Below are 21,656 nucleotides of genomic sequence, written 5' to 3' on the forward strand. Positions count from 1 at the left end.
CGCTCCACGATCGTGTGACGTACGCACTCCGACCCTCCGCCGTCCGCCCGGCCGCGGCGCGCGCTTCAGAGTCGGCAGGGACTCCTTCTTACGCATGCCAGCGGGGCCGGGCGCCACTCAGGCGGTCGTTAACCTGCTGGAGGCGCTCCCAAGCGCCGGGCCCCGTTCCGTCGCCGAGCACATAGCGCAGGGCGGGCCGGGCGGCCGGGCCGAACTGGGTGGGCGCGGTGTCGGCGAAGGCTCTGCGAGCATCGTCGAGGCCACGGTCGGCCAGGGCGTCGGGGCCCACATGCTGCTCCGCCCCCGCCACGCCCCGATGGTGTCGCATGCCACCTGAACAGAACCTGAACGCGCTGGGGTGCCCGGCACAAGTCGGGTAATACTGGCCCGGTGACCGCTGCACGCATTCTTGTCGTCGAGGACGACCACGGCCTGCGCGATGTCCTGGCCCGTGGCCTGCGCGACGAGGACTTCGACGTCGTGACCGCCGTCGACGGCGCGACCGCCCTGAAGACCGTCGACGAGTCGGTGCACGCGGTCGTCCTCGATGTGGGGCTGCCGGACTCCGACGGACGCGATGTGTGCCAGGCCATGCGCGGTACGGGGTTCACCGCTCCGGTGATCTTCCTGACCGCCCACGGCAATCTCACCGACCGGCTCTCCGGTTTCGCCTCCGGCGGCGACGACTACCTGGTGAAGCCGTTCCACCTCAGCGAGCTCGCGGCCCGCGTCCGGGCGGTCCTGAACCGGGCCGGTCACCACGGCAGCACCACCCTCGCCGACAGCGCGGGTGCGATGCGGCTGAACCCGATAAAGCACGAGCTGACGGTCCACGGCCGCCCCGTGGCCCTGACACCGACCGAGTTCCGTCTGCTGGCGTGCCTGATGGCGGGCCCCGGGAGCGTGGTGCGCCGACGGGCCCTGCTTCGGGCGGGCTGGCCGGAGGGGGCGCAGGTCAGCGACAACACCCTGGACCAGTACCTGGCCCGCCTGCGCCGCAAGCTCCGCGAGGCGGACAGCCCGCAGACCATCAGCACCGTCCGCGGCATCGGCTACCGCTTCGGCTGAGAACCAGTACGGCAACACATCCGCCGCGTCCGACCAGAGGCCCCGATGAACCGATGAAGCGCCCCCTGACCCTCCGCGGCCGCCTCGCCCTGATGGCCCTCGCCACCAGCGCGCTGTGGATCGGCGTCCTGACCACCGTCTTCAACATCGCCCTCGACAAACGGCTCCACGGACAGGCCGACGACGTCCTGCGCACCCGCGCCGAGGCCGTGGCGGCGACGGTTGACGTACGACCGGACGGCCGGCTGGTCGTCCAGGAGCCGACCGAGGACCGGGCCCTGGACGTCGGGGTCTGGATCTTCCAGGGCGGCACGGTGGTCGAGAAGCCCCCCACCGCACCCGCCGGCCTGGAGGCGCAGGCGGCCCGCCTCGCCGGCCGGCGCGAGACGTTCGCCGACACCGAGGGCCCCGGGTCGTGGCGGCTGTACGCCTTCCCCGTCGACGCCCCCGCCTGGCAGGGCCACACACCCACGCAGGCCGGCACCGTCGTCAGCTCCGTCAGCCTCGACCCGTACCGCAGCACGGCGGACACCGCTCTGATCGGTTCGATCGCGCTGGCGGTGCTTCTGCTGGCCACCATCTATCTCCTGACCCGCCTCGTCGTACGACGGGCCCTGCGCCCGGTCGCCGCGATGAGCGAGCAGGCCACGCGGTGGAGCGCCGCGGGCGCTCCCGAACGTTTCGGTGCGCAGGGCAGACCCGCCGAACTCGCCGCGTTCGCCGGCAGCCTGGACGCGCTGCTGGACCGGCTGGCCGCCGTCCTGCGCCACGAGCAGCAGCAGGCCGCCGAGCTCTCCCACGAACTGCGCACACCGCTCGCCCGCATCGCCGCCGAAACCGAGTGGCTGACGGGACGCCCACGCAGCACGGAGCAGCAGGAGACCTCCCTGGAGGCCATCGCGGGCGCCGCCGCGACCATGCAGCAGATCTGCGACTCGCTGCTCTCCGAGGTCCGTACCCGCAATGCGCAGACCCCCGGCCGCTCGCGCTTCTCCGACATCGCGCACCGACTGGCGGAACGCAACGCGGCCCTGTTCCCCGACGCCCCGCCGGTGACCGTCGCGGCGGGCAGCAGCGCCCCCGGCAGCACACCCGAGGTGAGCATCGGCGTCTCGGAGGACGTCGCCGAGCGCATCCTGACGCCGCTCCTGGACAACGCCCGCCGCTACGCGGCCCACTCGGTCACTCTCGCCTGCGAGGCGAGCGCGGGCGAGGTCACGGTGTACGTGTCCGACGACGGACCCGGCGTGCCGGAGGACTTCGTCGCCTCGCTCTTCGAACCCGGCCGTCGCGCCCGCCCCGAGGACGGACACGACGGCGCGGGACTCGGTCTGGCCCTGGCCCGTCGGCTGGCCAGGGCAGCGGGCGGGGACATCGCACTGGACGCCGCGGCGCCCGGCGCACGCTTCGTCGTCACCCTTCCTGCGGGCTGACCTCGGCAGAGCTGCCCTGCGCCACATCGCGCCGCGTCCGGGTCAGGAAGACGACAAGAGCGAGGATGACGACGAGGAACAGGATGCTGGTGCCGACCGTGCCCAGTCCCAGCCCGCCGTCCGCGGTGGGCTGCGACAGGTAGTCGCCCAGCGAGGCGCCGAGCGGCCTGGTCAGGACGTACGCGATCCAGAACGACCACACCGCGTTGAAGTCCAGCGTGCGGTGCGCGAGGGCCACGGCCGCGATCAGCGCGGCGAACACGAGCGCGGAGAGCAAGTACCCCAGGTCCAGCTTCTCCGCCGTGAGGTCGCCCGCGGACGTTCCGAGAGCGAAGGTGAACAGGATCGCCAGCCAGTAGAACGCCTCGCGGCGCGTCGTCCGGATCGAGTGGATGGACAGCGTCCGCTCACTCGCGTACCAGGCGAAGAACGTGACGGCGAGGGCCACCGCGAACACCACGGTCGTGGTCTGGAGCGGAACGCCGAGGTTGTCGGTCAGGTTGTCGCTGATCAGCGTGCCGACCACGCTGATCAGGACCACGGAAAGCCAGTACAGGCCGGGTACATACCTACGCGCCCGGAACTGGAAGACCAGGGTGACGACCAGCAGCGCGCTCATCAGGTACGAGGTGTTGGTCAGCCCCATGCCCAGGTTGTCGTTGAGCAGATCGGCCGCGGTCTCACCCACGGTGGTGCACAGCACCTTGATCACCCAGAAGTAGATGGTCACTTCCGGGACCTTGTTCAGCATCTGCCGCGCCCGGGAGCGCGTGCCGGACGCGTACGTGTCGGTCATGTCGGTTGTCATGGAACGGCACGCTGGCAGGGCCTCCCTGAAATTTTCCTGACTGCGCTCAGCGCGGGAGCCGCCCCTCCCCCTCATCGCGTCGGCCTGCCGTTACCCGCTCAAGACCGCTTCCGCGGGCTCAGTGCTGCCGGTAGTGGTCGGCGACGGCGGTGAACGCGGCCTTGGGTTCCCATGGCAGGCCGGGGTCTTGAGAACGTCGACGAGGTGTACCTGCCCCTGGTGCGGCGACGCGGCCCGACCCCGAGCTGACCGCACACCCCGAGGCTCACCCGGAGCGTCGGACATGACTTTCCGCACCCACTCCATTACGTTGCGCCACGAGCGGCCATGATCATCACGGCTCGCCATGCACCGATGGAGACCCTCGTGCGACACATGTTCACCAAGGCCGGAAGCCTCGCCGCCGTCGCGATGCTCGCCTTCACCGTGGCCCAGCCGGCCCAGGCCACCCAGCACAGCGAGGGGGCGCAGCGCGCCGCCGTCGCGCCCGCCTACTTCGAGATGACCGACATCACTCGGAGCACGTTCATCGTGAAGTTGGTGAGGGAGCGCGAGATCCAGCACGCCAGGGACCTGGTGAGCGGCGCCACCAACGACGAGCCTCACGTCGTCGGCAGGCTCAGGAAGTACCCGGCCTCGTACAACCCGGGCTGGAGCTTCCACTACGACCCGGAGTCGGTCCACTTCTTCGACTACGCCATCGAGGTCTGCGACGCGACGCTGCCGTACGTGGAAGACCACCTCGACGAGGCCGGCGGCCCCTTCCTGCCCGGCCTCATCTTCTGCCCCTGGACTTCAGAACTCGTACGCGAAGTACCGGCCCCATAAGAAGAGTCGACCGGCACGACCGGCCCGATCGAAGGGCGGCACCCATCCAGGGCGTCGCCCTTCCTCACGTCCACCGTCACATCAGGCCCGACACCCTGCCACCCTCACGGCAGCCGCCCCTCCCGGTTGACCTCCCTGACCCGGGCCCGCAGCACTTCCCCGAGCGGTGCCGGGCGCACCGCCTCCGGCGGGCAGTCCCACTCGGCCCCACCGCCCGGCGCCCGCAGCTGCACGTACGGCCCGACGCACCCCATCACGCGCCCCACCCGCCCGTCCCGCGTGTCCACCGCGAACGACCCGGGCTCCGGCACACACGGCTCAAGCCCCTCACCCGTCATGACCGGCCAGCCCCTGCGCCTCCAGGACCGCGCTCAGCCGCAGCGCCGTGTCGAGGTTGCACCGGCCGAGGTCGACCAGTGGCCACGCCGGTTCGTTGCCCGCACACGACACCGGGTCGATCCGCAGCGAAGGCAGCGTGATCCCGACCCCGGTGAACCCCTCCCTCAGCCGCGCCACAGCGTCCTCCGCCGCCCGCACTCCGCCCTCTGCCGTTCTGCGCCGTTCCGTCGTCGTCATGATCCATCCCTTTCCACGCTGAGTAATGACAATGCATACCCAGCGTGGCCAACACGTCGCTAGCCTGGAAGAGGCGCAGAACCAACAACCGCACGTGTGTCACAGGGAGTTGTCATGCCAGGCCCCAAGGAACTCGACCCCTCCTCCTCGCCACGCGCCCTGCTCGGCGCCGAACTCCGCCACCGGAGGGAGGGCAAGGGCCTCTCTCAGGAGGAGCTGGGCCTTCCGCTGTTCGTCAGTGGCTCCTTCATCGGGCAGCTGGAGTCCGGCACACGACGGATGCAGGTGGATCAGGCTCAGAAACTGGACGAGATCCTGAAAGCGGACGGGTTCTTCGTGCGCAACTGCGCCGCCCTGAAGAAGTCGAAGTACCCGGATCACTTCGCCGAAGCGGCCGAGGCGGAGGCCGTGGCGAAGACGATCAAGGAGTACGCGCCTCAGCTGATCCCGGGGCTGTTGCAGCCGGAGGCATACGCGCGAGCGGTGTTCCGGGCGTACCAGCCAACGGCTGTGGAAGACGTCATCAACGATCTGGTCGCGGCACGACTGGAACGGGCGCAGCTCCTGACCGATCCAACAACGCCCTTGGTTTGGGCGGTTCTGGACGAGGCGGTGTTACGTCGCCAGGTCGGCGGCCCGGCGGTGATGGCTGAGGCGCTCCACCACATCCTGGAGCTGGCCCGCGATCACCGGATCATCGTGCAGGTGCTGCCGTTTCACGCAGGCGCCCACGCGGCTCTGGATGGTGGGCTGAAGCTGATGTCCTTCCCCGATGCACCTCCACTCGCGTATGTGGACGGCATCGGTTTCGGTCGGCTGCACGACGACCCGGCCACGGTCGCGCGACACCAACTGACCTACGAACTGCTGCAGGCCGACGCGTTGTCACAAGAGCTGTCCCTGGCTCTGATCGAGTCGGTGGCGGAGGATTACGCCCATGAAGATCAGCAGTTCTGACTACGACCTGTCCACGGCCACCTGGCACAAGTCCTCCTACAGCGGCGGCAGCGGCGGGGACTGTCTGGAAGTCGCGACCTGGCGAAAGTCCACGTACAGCGGCGGCGACGGCGGCAACTGCCTGGAGGTCGCCGACGGCCACCCCGGCATCGTCCCCGTCCGCGACTCCAAGGTCACCGAGGGCCCGACGCTCGTGTTCCGGGCCGCCGCCTGGACGTCCTTCATCGCGGACCTCAAGCACGCCTGAGAAGTCATCCCGCGGCGGAGAGACCGGCCGCACGGCTGGCCTCCCCGCAGGTCAGGTGGTGTCGGGCGGCTCGCGCCGGGGCCGGAACCAGGCCGTCACGGCTTCAGCTTGTCGGCCTCCCGGACTTCGTGGAGGTGGATGAGGACGTCGAAAGACTTGGCGATCGCGACATCGCGCGGTGCGGCGGGGAACTGGGTGCCGAGGTTGAGCGTGGGCCTGGCGGTGTTCAGCCAGTCGCGCGCGGCGGCCGGGGCGGTGCGGACGTCGAGGTAGAAGTCCCGGTAGCGGACCTGGTCGAGGGTGGCCTCGTTCCGGTCGGGCTCGGCGGCGGGAACGGTGAACTTCTTCCACTCGCCGCCCAGCGCGGCGTCCTTCGACAGGAAAGAGCCCTGGTTGAAGGTGAAGCCGATGGGGAGGTAGTTCTTGCCCATCGTGTCGCGCAGGAACGACCCCTGCGTCTTGGAGTACGTCTCGGGATCGCTGGCGACGTAGGCGACATGGTCGTTGTGCGCGGACAGCAGCACCTTCTGGCCGGTGCGCTGCTGCCACCAGGAGACGTTCTGGGCCATCACCTCGTCGCGGAAGCGCTGGGAGGCGGCGTTCGACTCCGGGTCGTCGGGGTTCAGGGTGAGGAACTTGGCGGTCTGGGCGACGGACCGGGCGTTCTGCTCGGCCCAGTCGAACGCTTCGCCGCCGGAGCCCTTCAGACCGCTGACCAGCTCCAGGGCCTGCTGTGCCTTGGCGGCGAGCTGCTGCCGTTCCGCGAGCGGCTTGCCCAGGTAGGCGAAGACGTCGTCGATCGGGCGCAGGCCGGTGTAGAGCTCGTTGAGCCGCGGCAGCGCCTCCGGGTTGTTCTTCTGCACGTAGCCGGTCACCCGGCCGAAGAACTCGTCGCTCAGTGCGGGGGCGCCGATGTCGTCGCCCATGAAGTGGACGGTGCGGTCGGGGTGGTGGCGGTTGTAGTCCCGCATCCACTCGATGAGGCTGACGAACTCCTCGCGATCCCAGGGTGAATCGGTGAGTGTCTCCTTGGCGATCTTGCGGGCGTCGCCCTTGCCGGTCTGGAGGTAGTCGTCGATCTGGAGTCCCGCGGACCAGCTCAGCTCCAGGGCGAAGGTGGTGAAGCCCTTCTTCTCGACGAGGTGGCGGAAGACCCGCTCCTTCATGGTGAAGAACTCGTGGGAGCCGTGGGTGGCCTCGCCGAGGCCGACCACCTTGGCGTCGCCGATCATCGAGCCCAGGGCCCGCAGGTCGGCCGTGTTCCCCCCGGGCTCGGTCGAACGCAGCGGGTGGGCCGCCTGCTCCAGTGCGCGGACCGGGTTCTGCTCCCTGCCCGCCGTATCGGCCGAGGCCGCCTGGACCGCCACAGGGGCGAGGACCGCTCCCGTCGCGACCGCCGCAGTCGCCAGCAGTACCCGCCGACTGATGCGCTTCCGGTGCCTAGCCATGGTGTTACCTCTCAACTTGCGTATTACAACTTGAAAAGAATCATTGCCTGCGATTCCACTGCCGCGCGCTGGGAGAAGCCTCCGACTCTTCCGGGGGAATACCCCCGGAAGAGTCGGAGGGCAGCGCCCGCTCGCGCACTCGATCGGGTGGACGTTTCCAGCCATAGATGCGATTTGGGTGAAAAATACCTTCGCCGAACGCGATCATTCGGCCGTGATCTCAACAATCCGGACGGCCCACCGTCCCAAGTCCCTGCTCCCGGCCGGGCTCGGCGCACTCACCGTGCTCTCCCTGCTCCCGGCGATCCCGGCCACGGCCGCACCCGTGAAGGATCCCTCGGCACGGCCCGCCGCGCACACGTCACCCCGCGCGGTGACCCCGGCCGAGCGCAGGACCGCTGCGTACCTCGACTCGTTGCGTAACAGGCCCGAGCAGCTGAAGGCCTTCTTCAAGGCGCTGCCCAAGGGGGGCGACCTCCACAACCACCTGTCGGGCGCGGCAGAGACCGAGTTCCTGATCAAGCTCGCGGGCGAGAAGGGGCTGTGCGTCGACGCGACAATGACGGCCGTGGCGCCGCCGTGCGGACCGGGCAAGCGGCCCGCCATCGACGCACAGACGGACGCCACCTTCCGGCAGCAGATCATCCGGGCCTGGTCCATGCAGGACTTCCCGGCCGACCAGTCCGGGCATGACCACTTCTTCGACACCTTCGGCAAGTTCAGCCTGGCGACCTGGGACCGCGGCAAGCTGCTCGCCAACGTGGCGGACACCGTGGTCGAGCAGAACCAGTTCTATCTGGAGACCATGGTCACCCCCGCGTCGGAAAGCGCCAAGAAGCTCGCCGACGCCGTGGGTTACGACGCCGACCTGGCGGCGTTCCACCGCAAGCTTCTGGCCGGCGGGCAGCTCGACCGGGTCGTGGACGATGCGGTCAAGGAGGCCGACGACGCCAATGCCCAGTTCCGGGCGGCCGCGCACTGCGACACCACACGCCCCGACCCGGGCTGCCGGCTCCCCGTCAGGTGGATCTCCCAGGTCTCCCGGGGCAGCACCCCGGCGCGGGTGTTCACGCAGATCGCGGTCGGCATGCGGCTGGCGGAGCGCGACCCGAGGTTCGTCGCGGTCAACCTCGTGCAGCCCGAGGACGGGGAGAGCGCGCTGCTCAACTACAGCCTCCAGATGCGGATGCTGAAGTACCTGCGCGGCCAGTACCCGGGCACCCACCTCACCCTGCACGCCGGTGAGCTGGCCCCCGGCCTGGTCAAGCCCGAGGACCTGACGTTCCACATCCGCGAGGCCGTACTCGTCGCCGGAGCCGAACGCATCGGACACGGCGTCGACCTGGTCCACGAGGACGACTGGCGGCAGCTCGCCCGGACGATGGCGCAGCGCAAGGTGGCGGTCGAGGTGCCGTTCAGCAGCAACAAGCAGATCCTCGGCATCGCGGGCGACGACCACCCGTTCAACGCGTACCGCAGCTACGGCGTCCCGGTGGTCCTGTCCACCGACGACCCGGGGGTCTCGCGGATCGACATCAGCCACGAGTACCAGTACGCCGCCAGGACGTACGACCTCGGCTACACCGAGCTGAAGGACCTGGCCCGCGCCTCGCTGGAGTACGCGTTCCGCAACGGCGGCAGCCTGTGGGCCACCGGCTCCGCCCCCTCCGGCTACCGCCTGGTCGCCGCCTGCCGCAGCGACCGGCCGGGCACCGACCACCCGAGCGCGCGCTGCGCCCGCTATCTGACCGACAACCCGAAGGCGGCGACCGAGTGGCGCCAGGAGACGGCCTTCGCCACCTTCGAGAGCCGTCACCGTTAACCGAACAACACACGTCCGGGGCCGGGGCCCGGCCCCGGACGTGTCTCCGCTACTCCGCCGGTGCCGACCAGAGGTGTCCGAGCGTGCCCAGCACGAGACGGCACACGTCGTCCGGATCGGCACCGGCCAGGGGTTCACGTGCGACGACCGTCCGCATCAGGCCGATGCCGAGAAGCCATGCCATGGCCAGATCCGCACGCAGGGCGCCGTCCTCGGTGCCGGAGAGCCCGGCCAGTGCGCCCTGGTACTCCTCGCCCAGCTTCCGCAAGGTTCCGGCCGCCTCGTCGCCCCGGCCGATGGACCGCAGATAGACCTCCAGAGAGCGGTCCTCCGTCCCCCCGTCCGAGCTGCGGGTCAGCATCGAGCGCAGGGCGGTCTCGAAGAGCTCCTCGGGCGGCGTCGCCCGCACCTGCTCAAGCCCGCCCTGTGCGACAACCTCCGTGAGCAGCCCCTGCTTGGACCCGAAGTACCGGAACAGCAAGGCCTGGTTGGCCCCGGCCCGCTCCGCGATGCTCCGGACCGTCGTCCCTTCGTAACCCCGCTCCGCGAACAGGTCACGGGCCGCTTCCAGCAGCCGACGACGTGTGGCCGCGGCATCGCGGCGGCGCTCTCCGGACGGCGGTGCGGGGGCGGACTCCATGGCGGATTTCCTCTCGGATGGCCCGTCAGGATATCGGCCGTAAAGCATCGTTGACCGCCCGGACGACACACTCCTAACGTTGTAAGCAGCTGCTTACATATCGGAGGCCGCAGTGACGACAGCAGGCATCACCCCCCTCGCCTACCCCTTCAACACCCCCGACGGGCTCCAGCTCGCCGACGAGTACGAGCGCGTACGCGACCGGCCGGGCCTCTTACGGGTCCAGATGGAATACGGCGAACCGGCCTGGCTCGTCACCCGCTACGCCGACGCCCGGCTCGTCCTGGGCGACCCGCGCTTCAGCCGGGCCGCGGGCGCCTCGCACGACGAGCCCCGACAGTCCGAGGGGCGGCGCGACGGCGGCATCCTCAGCATGGACCCACCCGACCACACCCGGCTGCGCTCCCTGGTCGCCAAGGCATTCACCGTCCGCCAGGTCGAGAAGCTCCGCCCGCGGGTCCGGGAACTGACCGCGAGCCTCCTCGACGAGCTGGAGGCGGCCGGTCCACCCGCGGACCTGGTCGATCTCTACGCGCTGCCTCTGCCGGTCGCGGTGATCTGCCGGATACTGGGCGTGCCCGCCGAGGACCGTCCGCGTTTTCGTGTGTGGAGCGACGCCGCACTGTCGACCAGCTCCCTCACAGCCGAGGAGTTCGAGGCCAACCGCGAGGAACTGCGCGCCTACATGGCCGAGTTGATCGACCGCCACCGCAAGGAGCCGCAGGACGACCTGATGACGGCGCTCATCGAGGCCCGCGACGGCGGCGACCGGCTCTCCGAACTCGAACTCGTCGATCTATGCGTGGGCATCCTGGTGGCAGGACACGAGACCACTGCGTCCCAGATCCCCAACTTCGTCCTCACTCTGCTGGACCATCCGGACCAGCTGACCAGGCTCAGGGCCGATCCCGGACTCGTATCGGGCGCGGTGGAAGAACTGCTGCGCTTCGTGCCGCTGGGGAGCGGCGCCGGCCAACCCCGGTACGCCACCGAGGACATCGAAGTCGGCGGCACCCTCGTCCGGGCGGGCAGTCCGGTCCTGGTCGCCATGGGCGCCGCCAACCGCGACGCGCTGCGGTTCACCGCCCCGGGCGTGCTCGATATCGCCCGCGAGGGCAACCAGCACCTCGGATTCGGCCACGGCGTCCACCACTGCCTGGGCGCCCCGCTGGCCCGGCTGGAACTTCAGGAGGCACTGATCGCGCTCATCACCCGTTTCCCGGGGCTGCGACTGACCGGCGATGTGACGTGGAAGTCCGAGATGCTGGTACGCGGCCCGCTTGTCATGCCGGTCGGGTGGTGACCGGCATGACCTGGAACGTACGCGTCGACCCCCAGCTCTGCCAGGCATCGGGCATGTGCGCCGGGAGCGTCCCCGAGGTGTTCGCGCTGGACGGGGAGCACGCCCGGGCGATCCCCGACGGCATCGAACCGGACGAACGGGTCCTGGACGCCGCCGACATCTGCCCGGCCCAGGCGATCACCGTGCACGACGGGAGCGCCGTCATCGGCCCCCGCCGCGACTGAGAAAACCGCCCCGTGCCAGGAAGAACGATCCCGGCACGGGGCGGCTGCGTGATCGGCCGAACAGGTCGGCCCTAGCCGAGCCGCTCCATGATCCACTGGGGGCGGCCGTCGGGGCTGAGGATCGCGCGGTGGCCCTGCGTGGTCAGGTAGCCCGCCTCGCCCCGGTCGAGGGCGATGGCGACCGGCTCCACCGAGGCCTCGCCCTGGATCGTCCACTGGTCGGGCTGACTGCCGCACTCGTCCACCCACACGACCGGCGGGTAGATCCGGATCGGCGAGAGCGCCAGGCAGCGGTTCTCCCCGCGCGCCTCGACGATCTGGGCCAGACCGTTGCCCTGGTTGCGGACCTCCCACACGGTGCCGGGGTTGCAGGGCTCGATGTGGCCGCCCAGCGGGCCTTCGCCACCCGCCAGACACGCGCCGGTGCGCACATCACGGATGAAGTACGCGCCGTCGGCGGCGTCGGCGGCCTGGGCGGGGGTGGCCAGTGCCGCCACGGCGACGGCGGATGCGGCGAGAGACAGAATCGAACGAATACGCACGGGACTCCTCGTACGAGAACGAAAGACTGAGGGAGAACGAGCCAAGAGCGGCCCGCCACATCAAGGTCACAAACATGTGCGGCCGTTGGCGCGCTCCCCAGGCCTTCGGCCCGGTTTTCCACCCCAACAGCGGCGGCGCGCCCGGATCACGCACGGCGCACTCCCGCCGCCCCCCGCGCGCCCCCATCAGGCGAAATCCCCCGGAGCTCAAGCCGCGAAGTCCGAGCGCTCTTTCCGAGGAACGGGAGGTGGGCCACTTCCCACCCACCCTCCCTGCCCGGCCAGTTGACTTTTCGTGACCGGCTTGCCACGGATGGTGGCGACGCTCTAGCGTTCCGAATAACGAACGACCCCTGCCGGTGCAGGAACACCGAACAGGGGTCTGACCGCTTCGATCGATCGGACCTCGATCTCATGGCTGCCAGCCAGCTTAGTGCTGACCCGTGCGCCCCGCACGTACCCCTGCCCACGCCCCTGCACCCGATGGCCAATCCAGGTTACGGCAAGCGTTCCGCACCCGCCCAACGCCCCCGCACCGACCGCGATTTCGCGCATCTGCCACCCCGCGAGGCATCCATCGCGGCCTACATCGACCGGCTGCCCGACGGCGCCGACATCTCCGTGAAGACGCTGGCCAAGGTCCTCCCGTACGGGCAGTGCGCACTGCGGACCGCCCTCAACCGGCTCCAGGACGCCGGGCATCTGCGGCGCGGCAGCGAGTGCGTGGCCAATGACGAGGTGCTGCTCTGGGTGACGCGGACGTTCTTCTCCCGCACCGCGCGGGACGACGACTGGTGGGCGGCGTTCACCCGGGGTGACGTACCGCCGGAGCGGCGGCACCAACACCCCACCCGCACCCGCACCCGGGCCTTCGTACTGCTGGCCGCGCTGGGCCGTACCGCCCCCTCACTCACCCTCTCGGCGGCAGACTGTGCGGCGCTGGAACCGCAGGTCACCGACTGGTTCGAGCGCGGCGCCACTGAGGCGGAACTCCTGCACGCCCTCACCGACGGCCTCCCCACCTCCGTCCACCACGCGGCGGCCCTCGTCCGCAGGCGGCTGACCGACAAGATGCCACCCGAACGGGTCACTCCGGCACAACAGCGGACGGTGTTGCGCGCCCTCGAATGCAGCGAGTGCCGCGCACCCGGCAGCACGGAGGCCCTGATCGGCGGCCGGTGCGGACCATGCCGGGGCAACCCCGTCGAGGTATCCACCGGACCGGCGGGAACCGTCCCGGCCACCGGCGTACGAAACCGCATGAACGAGGTCCGGGCGGCGATGACCCCACGATCCGAGAGGATCGGCCGCCCGACCCGCTCCCGCCTCCCGTGATCGCGCGATGTCCGAAACCGGCTCCCACCTGGGAGTGGTTTGATCCACTTCCCCTTCCTGGTCGCTACTCCATGTGTTCACCTTGGCACCCGCTGTAACGAACCAGCCCAAAGGGGAACGAACCATGTCCGAACCGACCCACGAGCAAATCGTCTCGGAGCTCCACAGCAAGCCCCCCATCACTCTCGCCCCCGGCCCCCGCCTGGACGCCGAGAAGCACGGTGCCCTCCCGCTGCCGCCCAGCACCGTGTGGGACCTGCCGGGTGGCACCGCCTGGGTCTACTACGGCGAGGGACACTCGGGTCTCACACGGCCCGTGATCTTCGCCGACGGATTCAACACCGGGCCGAGCAGCCTGGACTTCTCCTGGGAAATCATGGAGTTCGGCGACTACGCGCTCATCAGCGAACTGCGCCGCCGGGGACACGACGTCATCATTCTCGGCTTCCATGAGCGCAGTGCATCGATTCTGGACAACTCCCGGACCGCGCAGGCCGCGATCCAGCACGCCATCGCGGAGCGGCAGAGCAACGCGCCGCTGGCCGTCGGCGGGTTCAGCATGGGCGGGCTCGTCACCCGGCACGCGCTGGCCAAGATGGAGAGCCAGGGCATCGACCACCAGACCTCTCTCTACTTCTCGTACGACAGCCCGCACCGCGGCGCCTGGATCCCGATCGCGCTGCAGGCGTTCGCGCACTACATCAAGGATCTCGACAGCCGGTTCTCCGACCAGATCAACAGCCCGGCCGCGCGTCAGCTGCTGTGGCGGCACATCGAGAAGTGGGACGGGACGCCGGACCGGAGCGACGAGCGCGCCACGTTCCTCGCAGAGATGGAGGCCATCGGCGAATGGCCGCGGCGGCCGCGGCTGATCGGTGTCTCCAACGGCGCGGCCGACGGCACCGGCACGGATGTGGGGGCCGGTGAACTGGCCCTGGAGGGCAAGGGCCTCTCGGTCGTGGGCACCAAGCTCTACACCCAGTCCCCGGGCGACAACGAACTCGTCGCGAAGCTGCGGGTGGTGACGCTGAAGACCAACCAGGTGCATACGTCCGGACTCCCGTCGATCGGCGGCGCACCGGGCGGCTCGCTGGAGGGGTTCGGCATCCTCGCCGACGGGCTCAACGCCCTCAGCCCCATCCTCGGGTTCAAGACCGACGTACGTATCCGCTCGCACTGCTTCGTGCCCGCTGTCAGCGCGGTCGACGTCGGCGATCTGGACACCGACGAGGAGCTGTACAAGGACATCTCCGCCCTCCCGCCGAATGCCGGTGGGCTCGACGAGTTCAAGCTCGCGTCCCGCAACGAGGGGCACACACTCGTGACGGAGGAGCTCTGCACCTGGCTCCTCGACCGGCTTCCGTAGTTCCGCAGTCCCTCAGTTCCTTGGTTTCGCAGTTCCGTCGTGCGGGCCGACGGCGCTCACGGTGCTCCGGCGGGCATCGTGGGTGCGTCCACCGCCCCGCCCCGTACGGAAACGACATCGACCCCCGGGACCTGCTGGTCCCGGGGGTCGATGCGGTAAAGCTGTACAGGAACTACCGATCCGTCAGGATCAGAAGTCCATGTCACCGCCCGGCATGCCGCCCGGAGCGGCCGCAGAGGCCTTCTCCGGCTTGTCGGCGATGACGGCCTCGGTGGTGAGGAACAGCGCGGCGATGGACGCGGCGTTCTGCAGGGCGGAGCGCGTGACCTTCGCCGGGTCGAGAATGCCCTCGGCGATCATGTCGACGTACTCGCCGGTCGCGGCGTTCAGACCGTGGCCGACGGCCAGGTTGCGCACCTTCTCGACGACGACGCCGCCCTCGAGACCACCGTTGACGGCGATCTGCTTGAGCGGGGCCTCCAGCGCCAGCTTGACGGCGTTGGCGCCGGTCGCCTCGTCACCCGAGAGCTCCAGCTTCTCGAAGACGGCCGAGGCCTGGAGCAGAGCCACGCCACCACCGGCGACGATGCCCTCCTCGACGGCGGCCTTGGCGTTGCGCACCGCGTCCTCGATGCGGTGCTTGCGCTCCTTGAGCTCGACCTCGGTCGCGGCACCGGCCTTGATGACGGCCACGCCGCCGGCCAGCTTCGCGAGGCGCTCCTGGAGCTTCTCGCGGTCGTAGTCCGAGTCGGAGTTCTCGATCTCGGCACGGATCTGGTTGACGCGACCCTGAACCTGGTCGCTGTCACCGGCACCGTCGACGATCGTGGTCTCGTCCTTGGTGATGACGACCTTGCGGGCGCGGCCGAGCAGGTCGAGACCGGCGTTCTCCAGCTTGAGGCCGACCTCCTCGGAGATGACGGTGCCACCGGTGAGGATGGCGATGTCGCCGAGCATGGCCTTGCGGCGGTCACCGAAGCCCGGAGCCTTGACGGCGACGGACTTGAAGGTGCCACGGATCTTGTTGACGACCAGGGTCGACAGGGCCTCGCCCTCGACGTCCTCGGCGATGATCAGCAGCGGCTTGCCGGACTGCATGACCTTCTCCAGCAGCGGAAGGAGGTCCTTCACGTTGCTGACCTTGGAGTTGACGATCAGGATGTACGGGTCGTCCAGGGACGACTCCATGCGCTCCATGTCGGTGGCGAAGTACGCCGAGATGTAGCCCTTGTCGAAGCGCATACCCTCGGTGAGCTCCAGCTCCAGACCGAAGGTCTGGGACTCCTCGACGGTGATGACGCCTTCCTTGCCGACCTTGTCCATGGCCTCGGCGATGAGCTCGCCGATCTGGGTGTCGGCGGCGGAGATGGAGGCGGTCGAAGCGATCTGCTCCTTGGTCTCCACGTCCTTGGCCTGCTCCAGGAGGGCGGCGGAGACGGCCTCGACGGCCTTCTCGATGCCCCGCTTGAGAGCCATCGGGTTGGCACCCGCGGCGACGTTGCGAAGGCCCTCGCGGACGAGAGCCTGGGCGAGAACGGTGGCGGTGGTCGTACCGTCGCCGGCGACGTCGTCCGTCTTCTTGGCGACCTCCTTGACCAGCTCCGCACCGATCTTCTCGTACGGGTCCTCCAGCTCGATCTCCTTGGCGATGGAAACACCATCGTTGGTGATCGTGGGGGCGCCCCACTTCTTCTCAAGGACGACGTTGCGACCCTTGGGGCCAAGGGTGACCTTGACGGCGTCGGCGAGCTGGTTCATGCCGCGCTCGAGACCGCGCCGGGCCTCCTCGTCGAACGCGATGATCTTGGCCATGTGAAGTGGTCCTCCCGGACAGGGGTGGATTGCTCCGGACCGAGTGGCGCCCGCGACGGACGGCCTGCGTGACCGGTGGTTCCTTGCCCCACCGGACCTGCGGGCCTCACCGGCCCGGTCCAAGTTCTGTCACTCTCACCTGGAGAGTGCTAACGCCAATGATTAGCACTCGACCCCGGAGAGTGCAAGCGTCCCCCTCGGGATGTGGACAATGACAGCCACTCACGGGTGGCCTCGGACGCGGACGCACGGAGGGCCCGTACCCCAGGGGTACGGGCCCTCCGTGCGTGAGTAGTGTCGTTGGCCGACCGCGTCGAGCTCAGCCGACGGCGAGCTTGACCATGTCCGCCTGCGGCCCCTTCTGGCCCTGCGAGATCTCGAATTCAACTCGCTGACCCTCTTCGAGGGTGCGGTACCCGTCCATCTGGATCGCGCTGTAGTGGACGAAAACATCCGCACCACCGTCGACCGCGATGAAGCCGTACCCCTTCTCCGCGTTGAACCACTTGACGGTGCCCTGAGCCATGCCTAACTCCCCTATTACTGGCCCTTGCACAGGACCGCACTTCGCGGACCCGGGTCAGAACCCACCCCCCGACAGGAGAGGGTGCGTGCGCCGGAACGCGTCGACCGCGGCCGAATGTATCTGCCCAACTGCCCTCTGCAACAGGTCAATTGGACGCGAATTCTGGGCAGCACCGAACGCCCGAATATGAGGAATTCATGAGATTCCAGGGCAAGTCGGGCCGGGCAAAGGCGACTTATGGCGCAAGGAGATCGAACACTTTGGCTGCTTCTTGTCGCGGCCGGGCGCATTCTCATATGCGGGCGGCACGGGCAGCTGGGGGGACTTCCCACACTGTACCGCGCTCAACCATACAGAATTGCCCCCTCCGCTTCTCTCGCAGAGGGGGCAATTCCGATAACGCCGTGAAGTCGGACGGACGGTCAGCAGCCGCCTGCGACTGCCGGGATGATCGAGATGCCCGCACCGTCCGGCGTCGCCGCCTCCAGGCCACCCTCGAAGCGCACGTCGTCGTCGTTGACGTACACGTTCACGAAGCGGCGCAGCTTGCCCTGGTCGTCCAGGACGCGGGCGGCGATGCCCGGGTGGTTCTGCTCCAGGGACTCGATGACCTGGGAGAGGGTCGAGCCCTCGGCCGGGACCTCGGCCTGGCCGCCCGTGTAGGTGCGGAGGATGGTGGGGATGCGGACCTTGACGCTCATGAGGGGTGCCTTTCTTCGGTCTCGGGTGGTCAGCCGGCGGCGAGGCCGGCAGCGCGGAACGCGTCCAGGCTCGGGCGGATCGTCGCGGTCGCCTGCGAGGTGGCGGCCACCGCGTCGAGGGTCTTGAGGCCGTCACCGGTGTTGAGGACGACGGTGGTCAGCGTCGGGTCGAGCAGACCGGCCTCGATGAGCTTCTTCGTCACGCCGACCGTCACCCCGCCCGCCGTCTCCGCGAAGATGCCCTCGGTGCGCGCCAGCAGCTTGATCGCGTCGACGACCTGCTCGTCGTTGACGTCCTCGACCGCACCGCCGGTGCGGCGGGCGATGTCCAGGACGTACGGGCCGTCGGCCGGGTTGCCGATCGCCAGGGACTTGGCGATGGTGTTCGGCTTCTGGGGCCGCACGACGTCGTGACCGGCCTTGAAGGCGGTGGAGACCGGGGAGCAGCCCTCGGCCTGGGCACCGAAGATCTTGTACGGCCTGTCCTCGACGAGACCGAGCTTGATCAGCTCCTGCAGACCCTTGTCGATCTTCGTGAGCTGCGATCCGGATGCGATCGGGATGACGATCTGGTCGGGCAGCTGCCAGCCGAGCTGCTCGCAGATCTCGTACGCCAGGGTTTTGGAGCCCTCGCCGTAGTACGGGCGCAGATTGACGTTGACGAAGCCCCAGCCCTCGCCGAGCGGGTCGCCGATGAGTTCCGAGCAGAAGCGGTTGACGTCGTCGTAGTTGCCCTCGATGCCGACCAGCTCACCGCCGTACACCGCGGCCATGACGACCTTGCCCTGCTCCAGGTCGTGCGGGATGAACACGCAGGAGCGGAAGCCGGCGCGGGCGGCGGCGGCGCCCACCGCACCGGCGAGGTTGCCGGTGGAGGAGCAGGAGAGGGTGGTGAAACCGAAGGCGCGGGCGGCCTCGACGGCGATGGCGACGACGCGGTCCTTGAAGGAGTGCGTCGGGTTGCCGGAGTCGTCCTTGACGTACAGGCCGCCGGTGACGCCCAGCTCGCGGGCGAGGTTGTCGGCCTTGACCAGCTTGGTGAAACCGGGGTTGATGTTGGGCTTGTCGGCGACATCGGCGGGGACCGGCAGCAGCGGCGCGTAACGCCAGATGTTGTTGGGTCCGGCCTCGATGCGCTTCTTCAGCTCGTCGGGGGAGCCGCTCGGCAGGTCGTACGCCACTTCGAGCGGCCCGAAACAGGACGCGCAGGCGAAAATGGGGCCGAGCTCGAAACGCTCGCCGCACTCGCGGCAGGAAAGCGCCGCGGCGGGTCCGAGGTCGACAGCTTCGGCGGAAGAATCGGTGCTTACTGCAACCGTCTGCGTAGCCATGATGGCGAGGCCCTTTCTCCTCATCTTCCTCGCGACGCATTTCGCCACGAGACGGAATTGGCACCTTCCCCACCGTGACCTCGCGGTCGGCAGGAGGGTTGCCGGGACTTCAACGGGCCGTTCCCTCAGTCCCTCTGGATGAGCGCTGTGGCACTGGATCACCGATCCAGGCATTTATTGGCGGACTGACCCCGACATGCGACGGCCATCCGCGTTGTTCAAGACTGTAACCGAAGCACCGGAGAGTTGAGATAGTCGTCCGAACCGCGAGATGGATCACATACAGGGAGTATCGACCGTGCTGGAAGAGGTCGAACGCTGGCTGGCCAGGCGTTCCTGGTCGGCCGCCGACCGCCCGCTGGACCGCATCCTGGCCGCCAAGGCCAGGGACCCGCGCCGCGGGAGCGTGAGCGTCGTACTGCCCGCGCTGAACGAGGAGGCGACGGTCGGCCGGATCGTCGCGACGATCCGGCTCGAGCTGATGGAGAAGGTCCAGCTGGTCGACGAACTCGTGGTGATCGATTCCGGTTCCACGGACGCCACCGCGAAGGTGGCCCGGGAGGCCGGCGCCCGGGTGGTGCACCGGGACGAGATACTCCCCCGGATACCCGCCGTGCCCGGCAAGGGCGAGGTGCTGTGGCGATCGCTCCTGGTGACCGGCGGTGACATCGTCTGCTTCATCGACGCCGATCTGAAGGACTTCTCGGCGGACTTCGTCTCCGGCGTCGTCGGCCCACTGCTGACCGAACCGAACGTGCAGTTCGTGAAGGCGATGTACGACCGACCCTTCGGTGACACCACAGGTCAGGGGGGTCGCGTCACCGAACTGGTGGCCCGTCCGCTGCTCAATCTGCACTGGCCGCAGCTGGCCGGTTTCGTCCAGCCGCTGGGCGGGGAGTACGCCGTACGCCGCTCCCTCCTCGAACGGCTGCCCTTCCCCGTCGGCTACGGAGTGGAACTGGGCCTCCTGGTCGATGCGCTGCACACGGTGGGTCTGGACGCGCTGGCCCAGGTCGACGTAGGGGTGCGCAAACACCGCCACCAGGACGGGCAGGCGCTCGGCCGGATGGCGGCGACGATCTACCGGACCGCTCAGCTCCGGCTGTCCCGGGGGCACTTGGTGCGGCCTTCGCTCACCCAGTTCGAGCGCGGCGAGGACGGCTTCGTACCGCGCACCCATGCGGTGGACACCGAGGAGCGGCCCCCGATGCGCGAGATCGAGGAGTACGTTTCGCGCCGCGCGGCCTGACTTCGCACGTTTGGGCGGTTCGTGATCGGGCTAGATTCCGCAACATGGTCTCCGAGCACGAAGCCCAGTCCGCTGCCCAGGTCCTCGTTGCGTCCAACCGCGGCCCGGTGTCGTACACCCTCGCCACGGACGGATCGCTCGACGCGAAGCGCGGCGGCGGCGGGCTCGTCTCCGGGCTGAGCGCCGTCAAGGACAAGCTGTGGGTGTGCGCCGCGCTCGGTGACGGGGACCGGGAGGCGGTCCGGCGCGGGGTCGGTGAGCAGGGCGTACGGATGCTCGACATCGACGCGGCCGTCCACGCGGACGCGTACAACGGCATCGCGAACTCGGTGCTCTGGTTCGTCCACCACATGCTGTACCAGACGCCGCTGGAGCCTGTCTTCGACGCGGAGTTCCGGCGGCAGTGGGCGTCGTTCGAGACGTACAACCGGGCCTTCGCCGAGGCGCTCGCCGAGGAGGCGGGCCCGGGTGCGGCGGTGCTGGTGCAGGACTACCACCTGGCACTGGTGCCCGGCATGCTCCACGAGCTCCGCCCCGACCTGCGGATCGGCCACTTCTCGCACACCCCGTGGGCCCCCGTCGACTACTTCCGTCTGCTCCCCGACGACATCGCCGAGCAGCTGCTGCACGGCATGCTGGGCGCGGACCGGGCGGCCTTCCTGACCCGGCGCTGGGCGGACGCGTTCATCGGCTGCTGTACGGAGATCCTGGGCGGCACCGGCCGGACCAGGATCGGGGTGCACGGGCTCGGCGCGGACGCGGACTTCCTGCGCGGGCGCGCGCACGAGGCGGACGTCGACGAGCGGATGGCGGCGCTGCGGGAGCAGGTCGGCCCCGGCCGGAGGACGATCGTACGAGTGGACCGGACGGAACTGTCCAAGAACATCGTGCGCGGCCTGCTCGCGTACCGCGAGCTCCTCGAAGAGCGGCCGGGGTGGCGTGAGCGCGTCGTCCATGTCGCCTTCGCGTACCCCTCGCGGCAGGACCTGGCGGTGTACCGCGACTACACGGCCGAGGTGCAGCAGGTCGCCGACGATATCAACGCCGTGTACGGCACGGCGGACTGGACGCCGGTCGTGCTCCACGTCAAGGACGACTTCGCCCGCTCGCTCGCCGCGTACCGGCTGGCCGACGTGGCGCTCGTCAACCCGATCCGCGACGGCATGAACCTGGTCGCCAAGGAGATCCCGGTCGTCTCCGACCACGGCTGCGCCCTGGTGCTGTCACGGGAGGCGGGGGCGTACGAGGAGCTGGGCAGCGACGCGGTCGTGGTGAACCCGTACGACGTGTCCGCGACGGCGGCGGCGCTGCACGAGGCTCTGACGATGGCGGACGACGAACGGGCCGCGCGCACGGAGCGGCTGGCCGCGGCGGCGGTGGCGCTGCCGCCGCAGCAGTGGTTCCTGGACCAACTGGACGCGCTGCGGCGGGAGTGAGCCG

General features: G+C 69.3%; 23 protein-coding genes and 1 riboswitch. Of the genes, 12 read left to right on the plus strand and 11 right to left on the minus strand.

The window, feature by feature from the left end; translation table 11 throughout:
- Window positions 1–88: 88 nt before the first annotated feature.
- Entirely contained in the window at window positions 89–310 is a 222-nt protein-coding gene (locus tag NRF20_RS20435) for a DUF6177 family protein (protein WP_413753027.1), read from the minus strand.
- Window positions 311–390: 80 nt separating this feature from the next.
- Here NRF20_RS20435 and NRF20_RS20440 point away from each other — a divergent pair, with 80 nt between their 5' ends.
- Window positions 391–1,068 carry a response regulator transcription factor gene (locus tag NRF20_RS20440; protein ID WP_266359179.1) on the plus strand — a complete coding sequence of 226 codons (678 nt, stop codon included), beginning with the start codon at window positions 391–393 and terminating at the stop codon, window positions 1,066–1,068.
- Window positions 1,069–1,121: 53 nt separating this feature from the next.
- The gene (locus tag NRF20_RS20445; RefSeq protein WP_413753028.1) at window positions 1,122–2,501 is read left to right on the plus strand and encodes an ATP-binding protein; all 1,380 of its coding nucleotides are present in this window, start codon (window positions 1,122–1,124) and stop codon (window positions 2,499–2,501) included.
- Here NRF20_RS20445 and NRF20_RS20450 read toward each other — a convergent pair.
- Window positions 2,482–3,309 carry a hypothetical protein gene (locus tag NRF20_RS20450; RefSeq protein ID WP_266359182.1) on the minus strand — a complete coding sequence of 276 codons (828 nt, stop codon included), beginning with the start codon at window positions 3,307–3,309 and terminating at the stop codon, window positions 2,482–2,484. The genes NRF20_RS20445 and NRF20_RS20450 overlap by 20 nt on opposite strands.
- Before the next feature lie 375 nt (window positions 3,310–3,684).
- Between NRF20_RS20450 and NRF20_RS20455 the strand changes: the two genes are divergently transcribed.
- Window positions 3,685–4,137 carry a calmodulin-binding protein gene (locus NRF20_RS20455; protein ID WP_398630236.1) on the plus strand — a complete coding sequence of 151 codons (453 nt, stop codon included), beginning with the start codon at window positions 3,685–3,687 and terminating at the stop codon, window positions 4,135–4,137.
- 104 nt (window positions 4,138–4,241) lie between these two features.
- On the opposite strand, the gene NRF20_RS20460 is transcribed toward NRF20_RS20455, so the two are convergent.
- Together NRF20_RS20460 and NRF20_RS20465 are read right to left on the minus strand one after the other, a co-directional pair.
- Window positions 4,242–4,475, minus strand: coding sequence for a hypothetical protein (locus NRF20_RS20460; RefSeq protein ID WP_266359184.1), 234 nt, complete (start codon window positions 4,473–4,475; stop codon window positions 4,242–4,244).
- Window positions 4,465–4,713 (minus strand): hypothetical protein, encoded by a 249-nt coding sequence (locus NRF20_RS20465; protein WP_398630131.1) that lies wholly within the window; start codon window positions 4,711–4,713, stop codon window positions 4,465–4,467. The genes NRF20_RS20460 and NRF20_RS20465 overlap by 11 nt, the downstream gene beginning before the upstream one ends.
- Window positions 4,714–4,827: 114 nt before the next feature.
- On the opposite strand from NRF20_RS20465, the gene NRF20_RS20470 reads away from it, so the two are divergent.
- Together NRF20_RS20470 and NRF20_RS20475 are read left to right on the plus strand one after the other, a co-directional pair.
- The gene (locus tag NRF20_RS20470; RefSeq protein ID WP_398630130.1) at window positions 4,828–5,670 is read left to right on the plus strand and encodes a helix-turn-helix domain-containing protein; all 843 of its coding nucleotides are present in this window, start codon (window positions 4,828–4,830) and stop codon (window positions 5,668–5,670) included.
- On the plus strand, window positions 5,651–5,917 hold the full coding sequence (locus NRF20_RS20475) for a DUF397 domain-containing protein (RefSeq protein ID WP_398630129.1): 267 nt from the start codon (window positions 5,651–5,653) through the stop codon (window positions 5,915–5,917). Before NRF20_RS20470 ends, NRF20_RS20475 begins: the two co-directional genes overlap by 20 nt.
- A 95-nt stretch (window positions 5,918–6,012) precedes the next feature.
- On the opposite strand, the gene NRF20_RS20480 is transcribed toward NRF20_RS20475, so the two are convergent.
- Window positions 6,013–7,365 (minus strand): erythromycin esterase family protein, encoded by a 1,353-nt coding sequence (locus tag NRF20_RS20480; protein ID WP_413753029.1) that lies wholly within the window; start codon window positions 7,363–7,365, stop codon window positions 6,013–6,015.
- Window positions 7,366–7,579: 214 nt separating this feature from the next.
- Here NRF20_RS20480 and NRF20_RS20485 point away from each other — a divergent pair, with 214 nt between their 5' ends.
- A complete protein-coding gene (locus NRF20_RS20485) occupies window positions 7,580–9,187 on the plus strand; it encodes an adenosine deaminase family protein (protein WP_413753030.1) in 1,608 nt (535 codons plus the stop codon).
- Window positions 9,188–9,236: 49 nt separating this feature from the next.
- Here NRF20_RS20485 and NRF20_RS20490 read toward each other — a convergent pair whose 3' ends face one another.
- Window positions 9,237–9,827: a TetR/AcrR family transcriptional regulator gene (locus NRF20_RS20490; protein ID WP_266359193.1), complete on the minus strand. Its 591-nt coding sequence runs from the start codon at window positions 9,825–9,827 to the stop codon at window positions 9,237–9,239.
- A 112-nt stretch (window positions 9,828–9,939) separates the two neighbouring features.
- On the opposite strand from NRF20_RS20490, the gene NRF20_RS20495 reads away from it, so the two are divergent.
- Together NRF20_RS20495 and NRF20_RS20500 are read left to right on the plus strand one after the other, a co-directional pair.
- Window positions 9,940–11,130, plus strand: coding sequence for a cytochrome P450 (locus tag NRF20_RS20495; RefSeq protein WP_413753031.1), 1,191 nt, complete (start codon window positions 9,940–9,942; stop codon window positions 11,128–11,130).
- Between the two features lie 5 nt (window positions 11,131–11,135).
- Complete coding sequence (locus NRF20_RS20500; protein ID WP_329836886.1) at window positions 11,136–11,354, plus strand: ferredoxin; 219 nt, start codon at window positions 11,136–11,138, stop codon at window positions 11,352–11,354.
- A 71-nt stretch (window positions 11,355–11,425) separates the two neighbouring features.
- Here NRF20_RS20500 and NRF20_RS20505 read toward each other — a convergent pair whose 3' ends face one another.
- On the minus strand, window positions 11,426–11,896 hold the full coding sequence (locus tag NRF20_RS20505) for a hypothetical protein (protein WP_398630124.1): 471 nt from the start codon (window positions 11,894–11,896) through the stop codon (window positions 11,426–11,428).
- A 483-nt stretch (window positions 11,897–12,379) separates the two neighbouring features.
- Here NRF20_RS20505 and NRF20_RS20510 point away from each other — a divergent pair, with 483 nt between their 5' ends.
- On the plus strand, window positions 12,380–13,231 hold the full coding sequence (locus NRF20_RS20510) for a hypothetical protein (RefSeq protein ID WP_413753032.1): 852 nt from the start codon (window positions 12,380–12,382) through the stop codon (window positions 13,229–13,231).
- 124 nt (window positions 13,232–13,355) lie between these two features.
- The gene (locus tag NRF20_RS20515) at window positions 13,356–14,597 is read left to right on the plus strand and encodes a hypothetical protein (RefSeq protein ID WP_413753033.1); all 1,242 of its coding nucleotides are present in this window, start codon (window positions 13,356–13,358) and stop codon (window positions 14,595–14,597) included.
- Between the two features lie 189 nt (window positions 14,598–14,786).
- On the opposite strand, the gene groL is transcribed toward NRF20_RS20515, so the two are convergent.
- The 4 genes from groL to thrC form a co-directional block, all read right to left on the minus strand.
- Entirely contained in the window at window positions 14,787–16,409 is a 1,623-nt protein-coding gene (groL, locus tag NRF20_RS20520; RefSeq protein WP_093540313.1) for a chaperonin GroEL, read from the minus strand.
- 319 nt (window positions 16,410–16,728) lie between these two features.
- Complete coding sequence (locus tag NRF20_RS20525) at window positions 16,729–16,935, minus strand: cold-shock protein (RefSeq protein WP_003967346.1); 207 nt, start codon at window positions 16,933–16,935, stop codon at window positions 16,729–16,731.
- A 422-nt stretch (window positions 16,936–17,357) separates the two neighbouring features.
- Window positions 17,358–17,636 (minus strand): MoaD/ThiS family protein, encoded by a 279-nt coding sequence (locus tag NRF20_RS20530; protein WP_093895830.1) that lies wholly within the window; start codon window positions 17,634–17,636, stop codon window positions 17,358–17,360.
- Between the two features lie 29 nt (window positions 17,637–17,665).
- On the minus strand, window positions 17,666–18,967 hold the full coding sequence (gene thrC / locus NRF20_RS20535; RefSeq protein ID WP_413753034.1) for a threonine synthase: 1,302 nt from the start codon (window positions 18,965–18,967) through the stop codon (window positions 17,666–17,668).
- 17 nt (window positions 18,968–18,984) lie between these two features.
- A riboswitch (SAM riboswitch) is annotated at window positions 18,985–19,112 on the minus strand.
- A gap of 153 nt (window positions 19,113–19,265) precedes the next feature.
- Between thrC and NRF20_RS20540 the strand changes: the two genes are divergently transcribed.
- Together NRF20_RS20540 and NRF20_RS20545 are read left to right on the plus strand one after the other, a co-directional pair.
- Window positions 19,266–20,216 (plus strand): glucosyl-3-phosphoglycerate synthase, encoded by a 951-nt coding sequence (locus NRF20_RS20540; RefSeq protein ID WP_398630121.1) that lies wholly within the window; start codon window positions 19,266–19,268, stop codon window positions 20,214–20,216.
- Window positions 20,217–20,260: 44 nt separating this feature from the next.
- On the plus strand, window positions 20,261–21,652 hold the full coding sequence (locus NRF20_RS20545; RefSeq protein WP_398630120.1) for a trehalose-6-phosphate synthase: 1,392 nt from the start codon (window positions 20,261–20,263) through the stop codon (window positions 21,650–21,652).
- Window positions 21,653–21,656: the final 4 nt, after the last annotated feature.

The organism is Streptomyces sp. R-74717, from assembly GCF_047305335.1.
Classification (GTDB): Bacteria; Actinomycetota; Actinomycetes; order Streptomycetales; family Streptomycetaceae; genus Streptomyces; species Streptomyces atratus.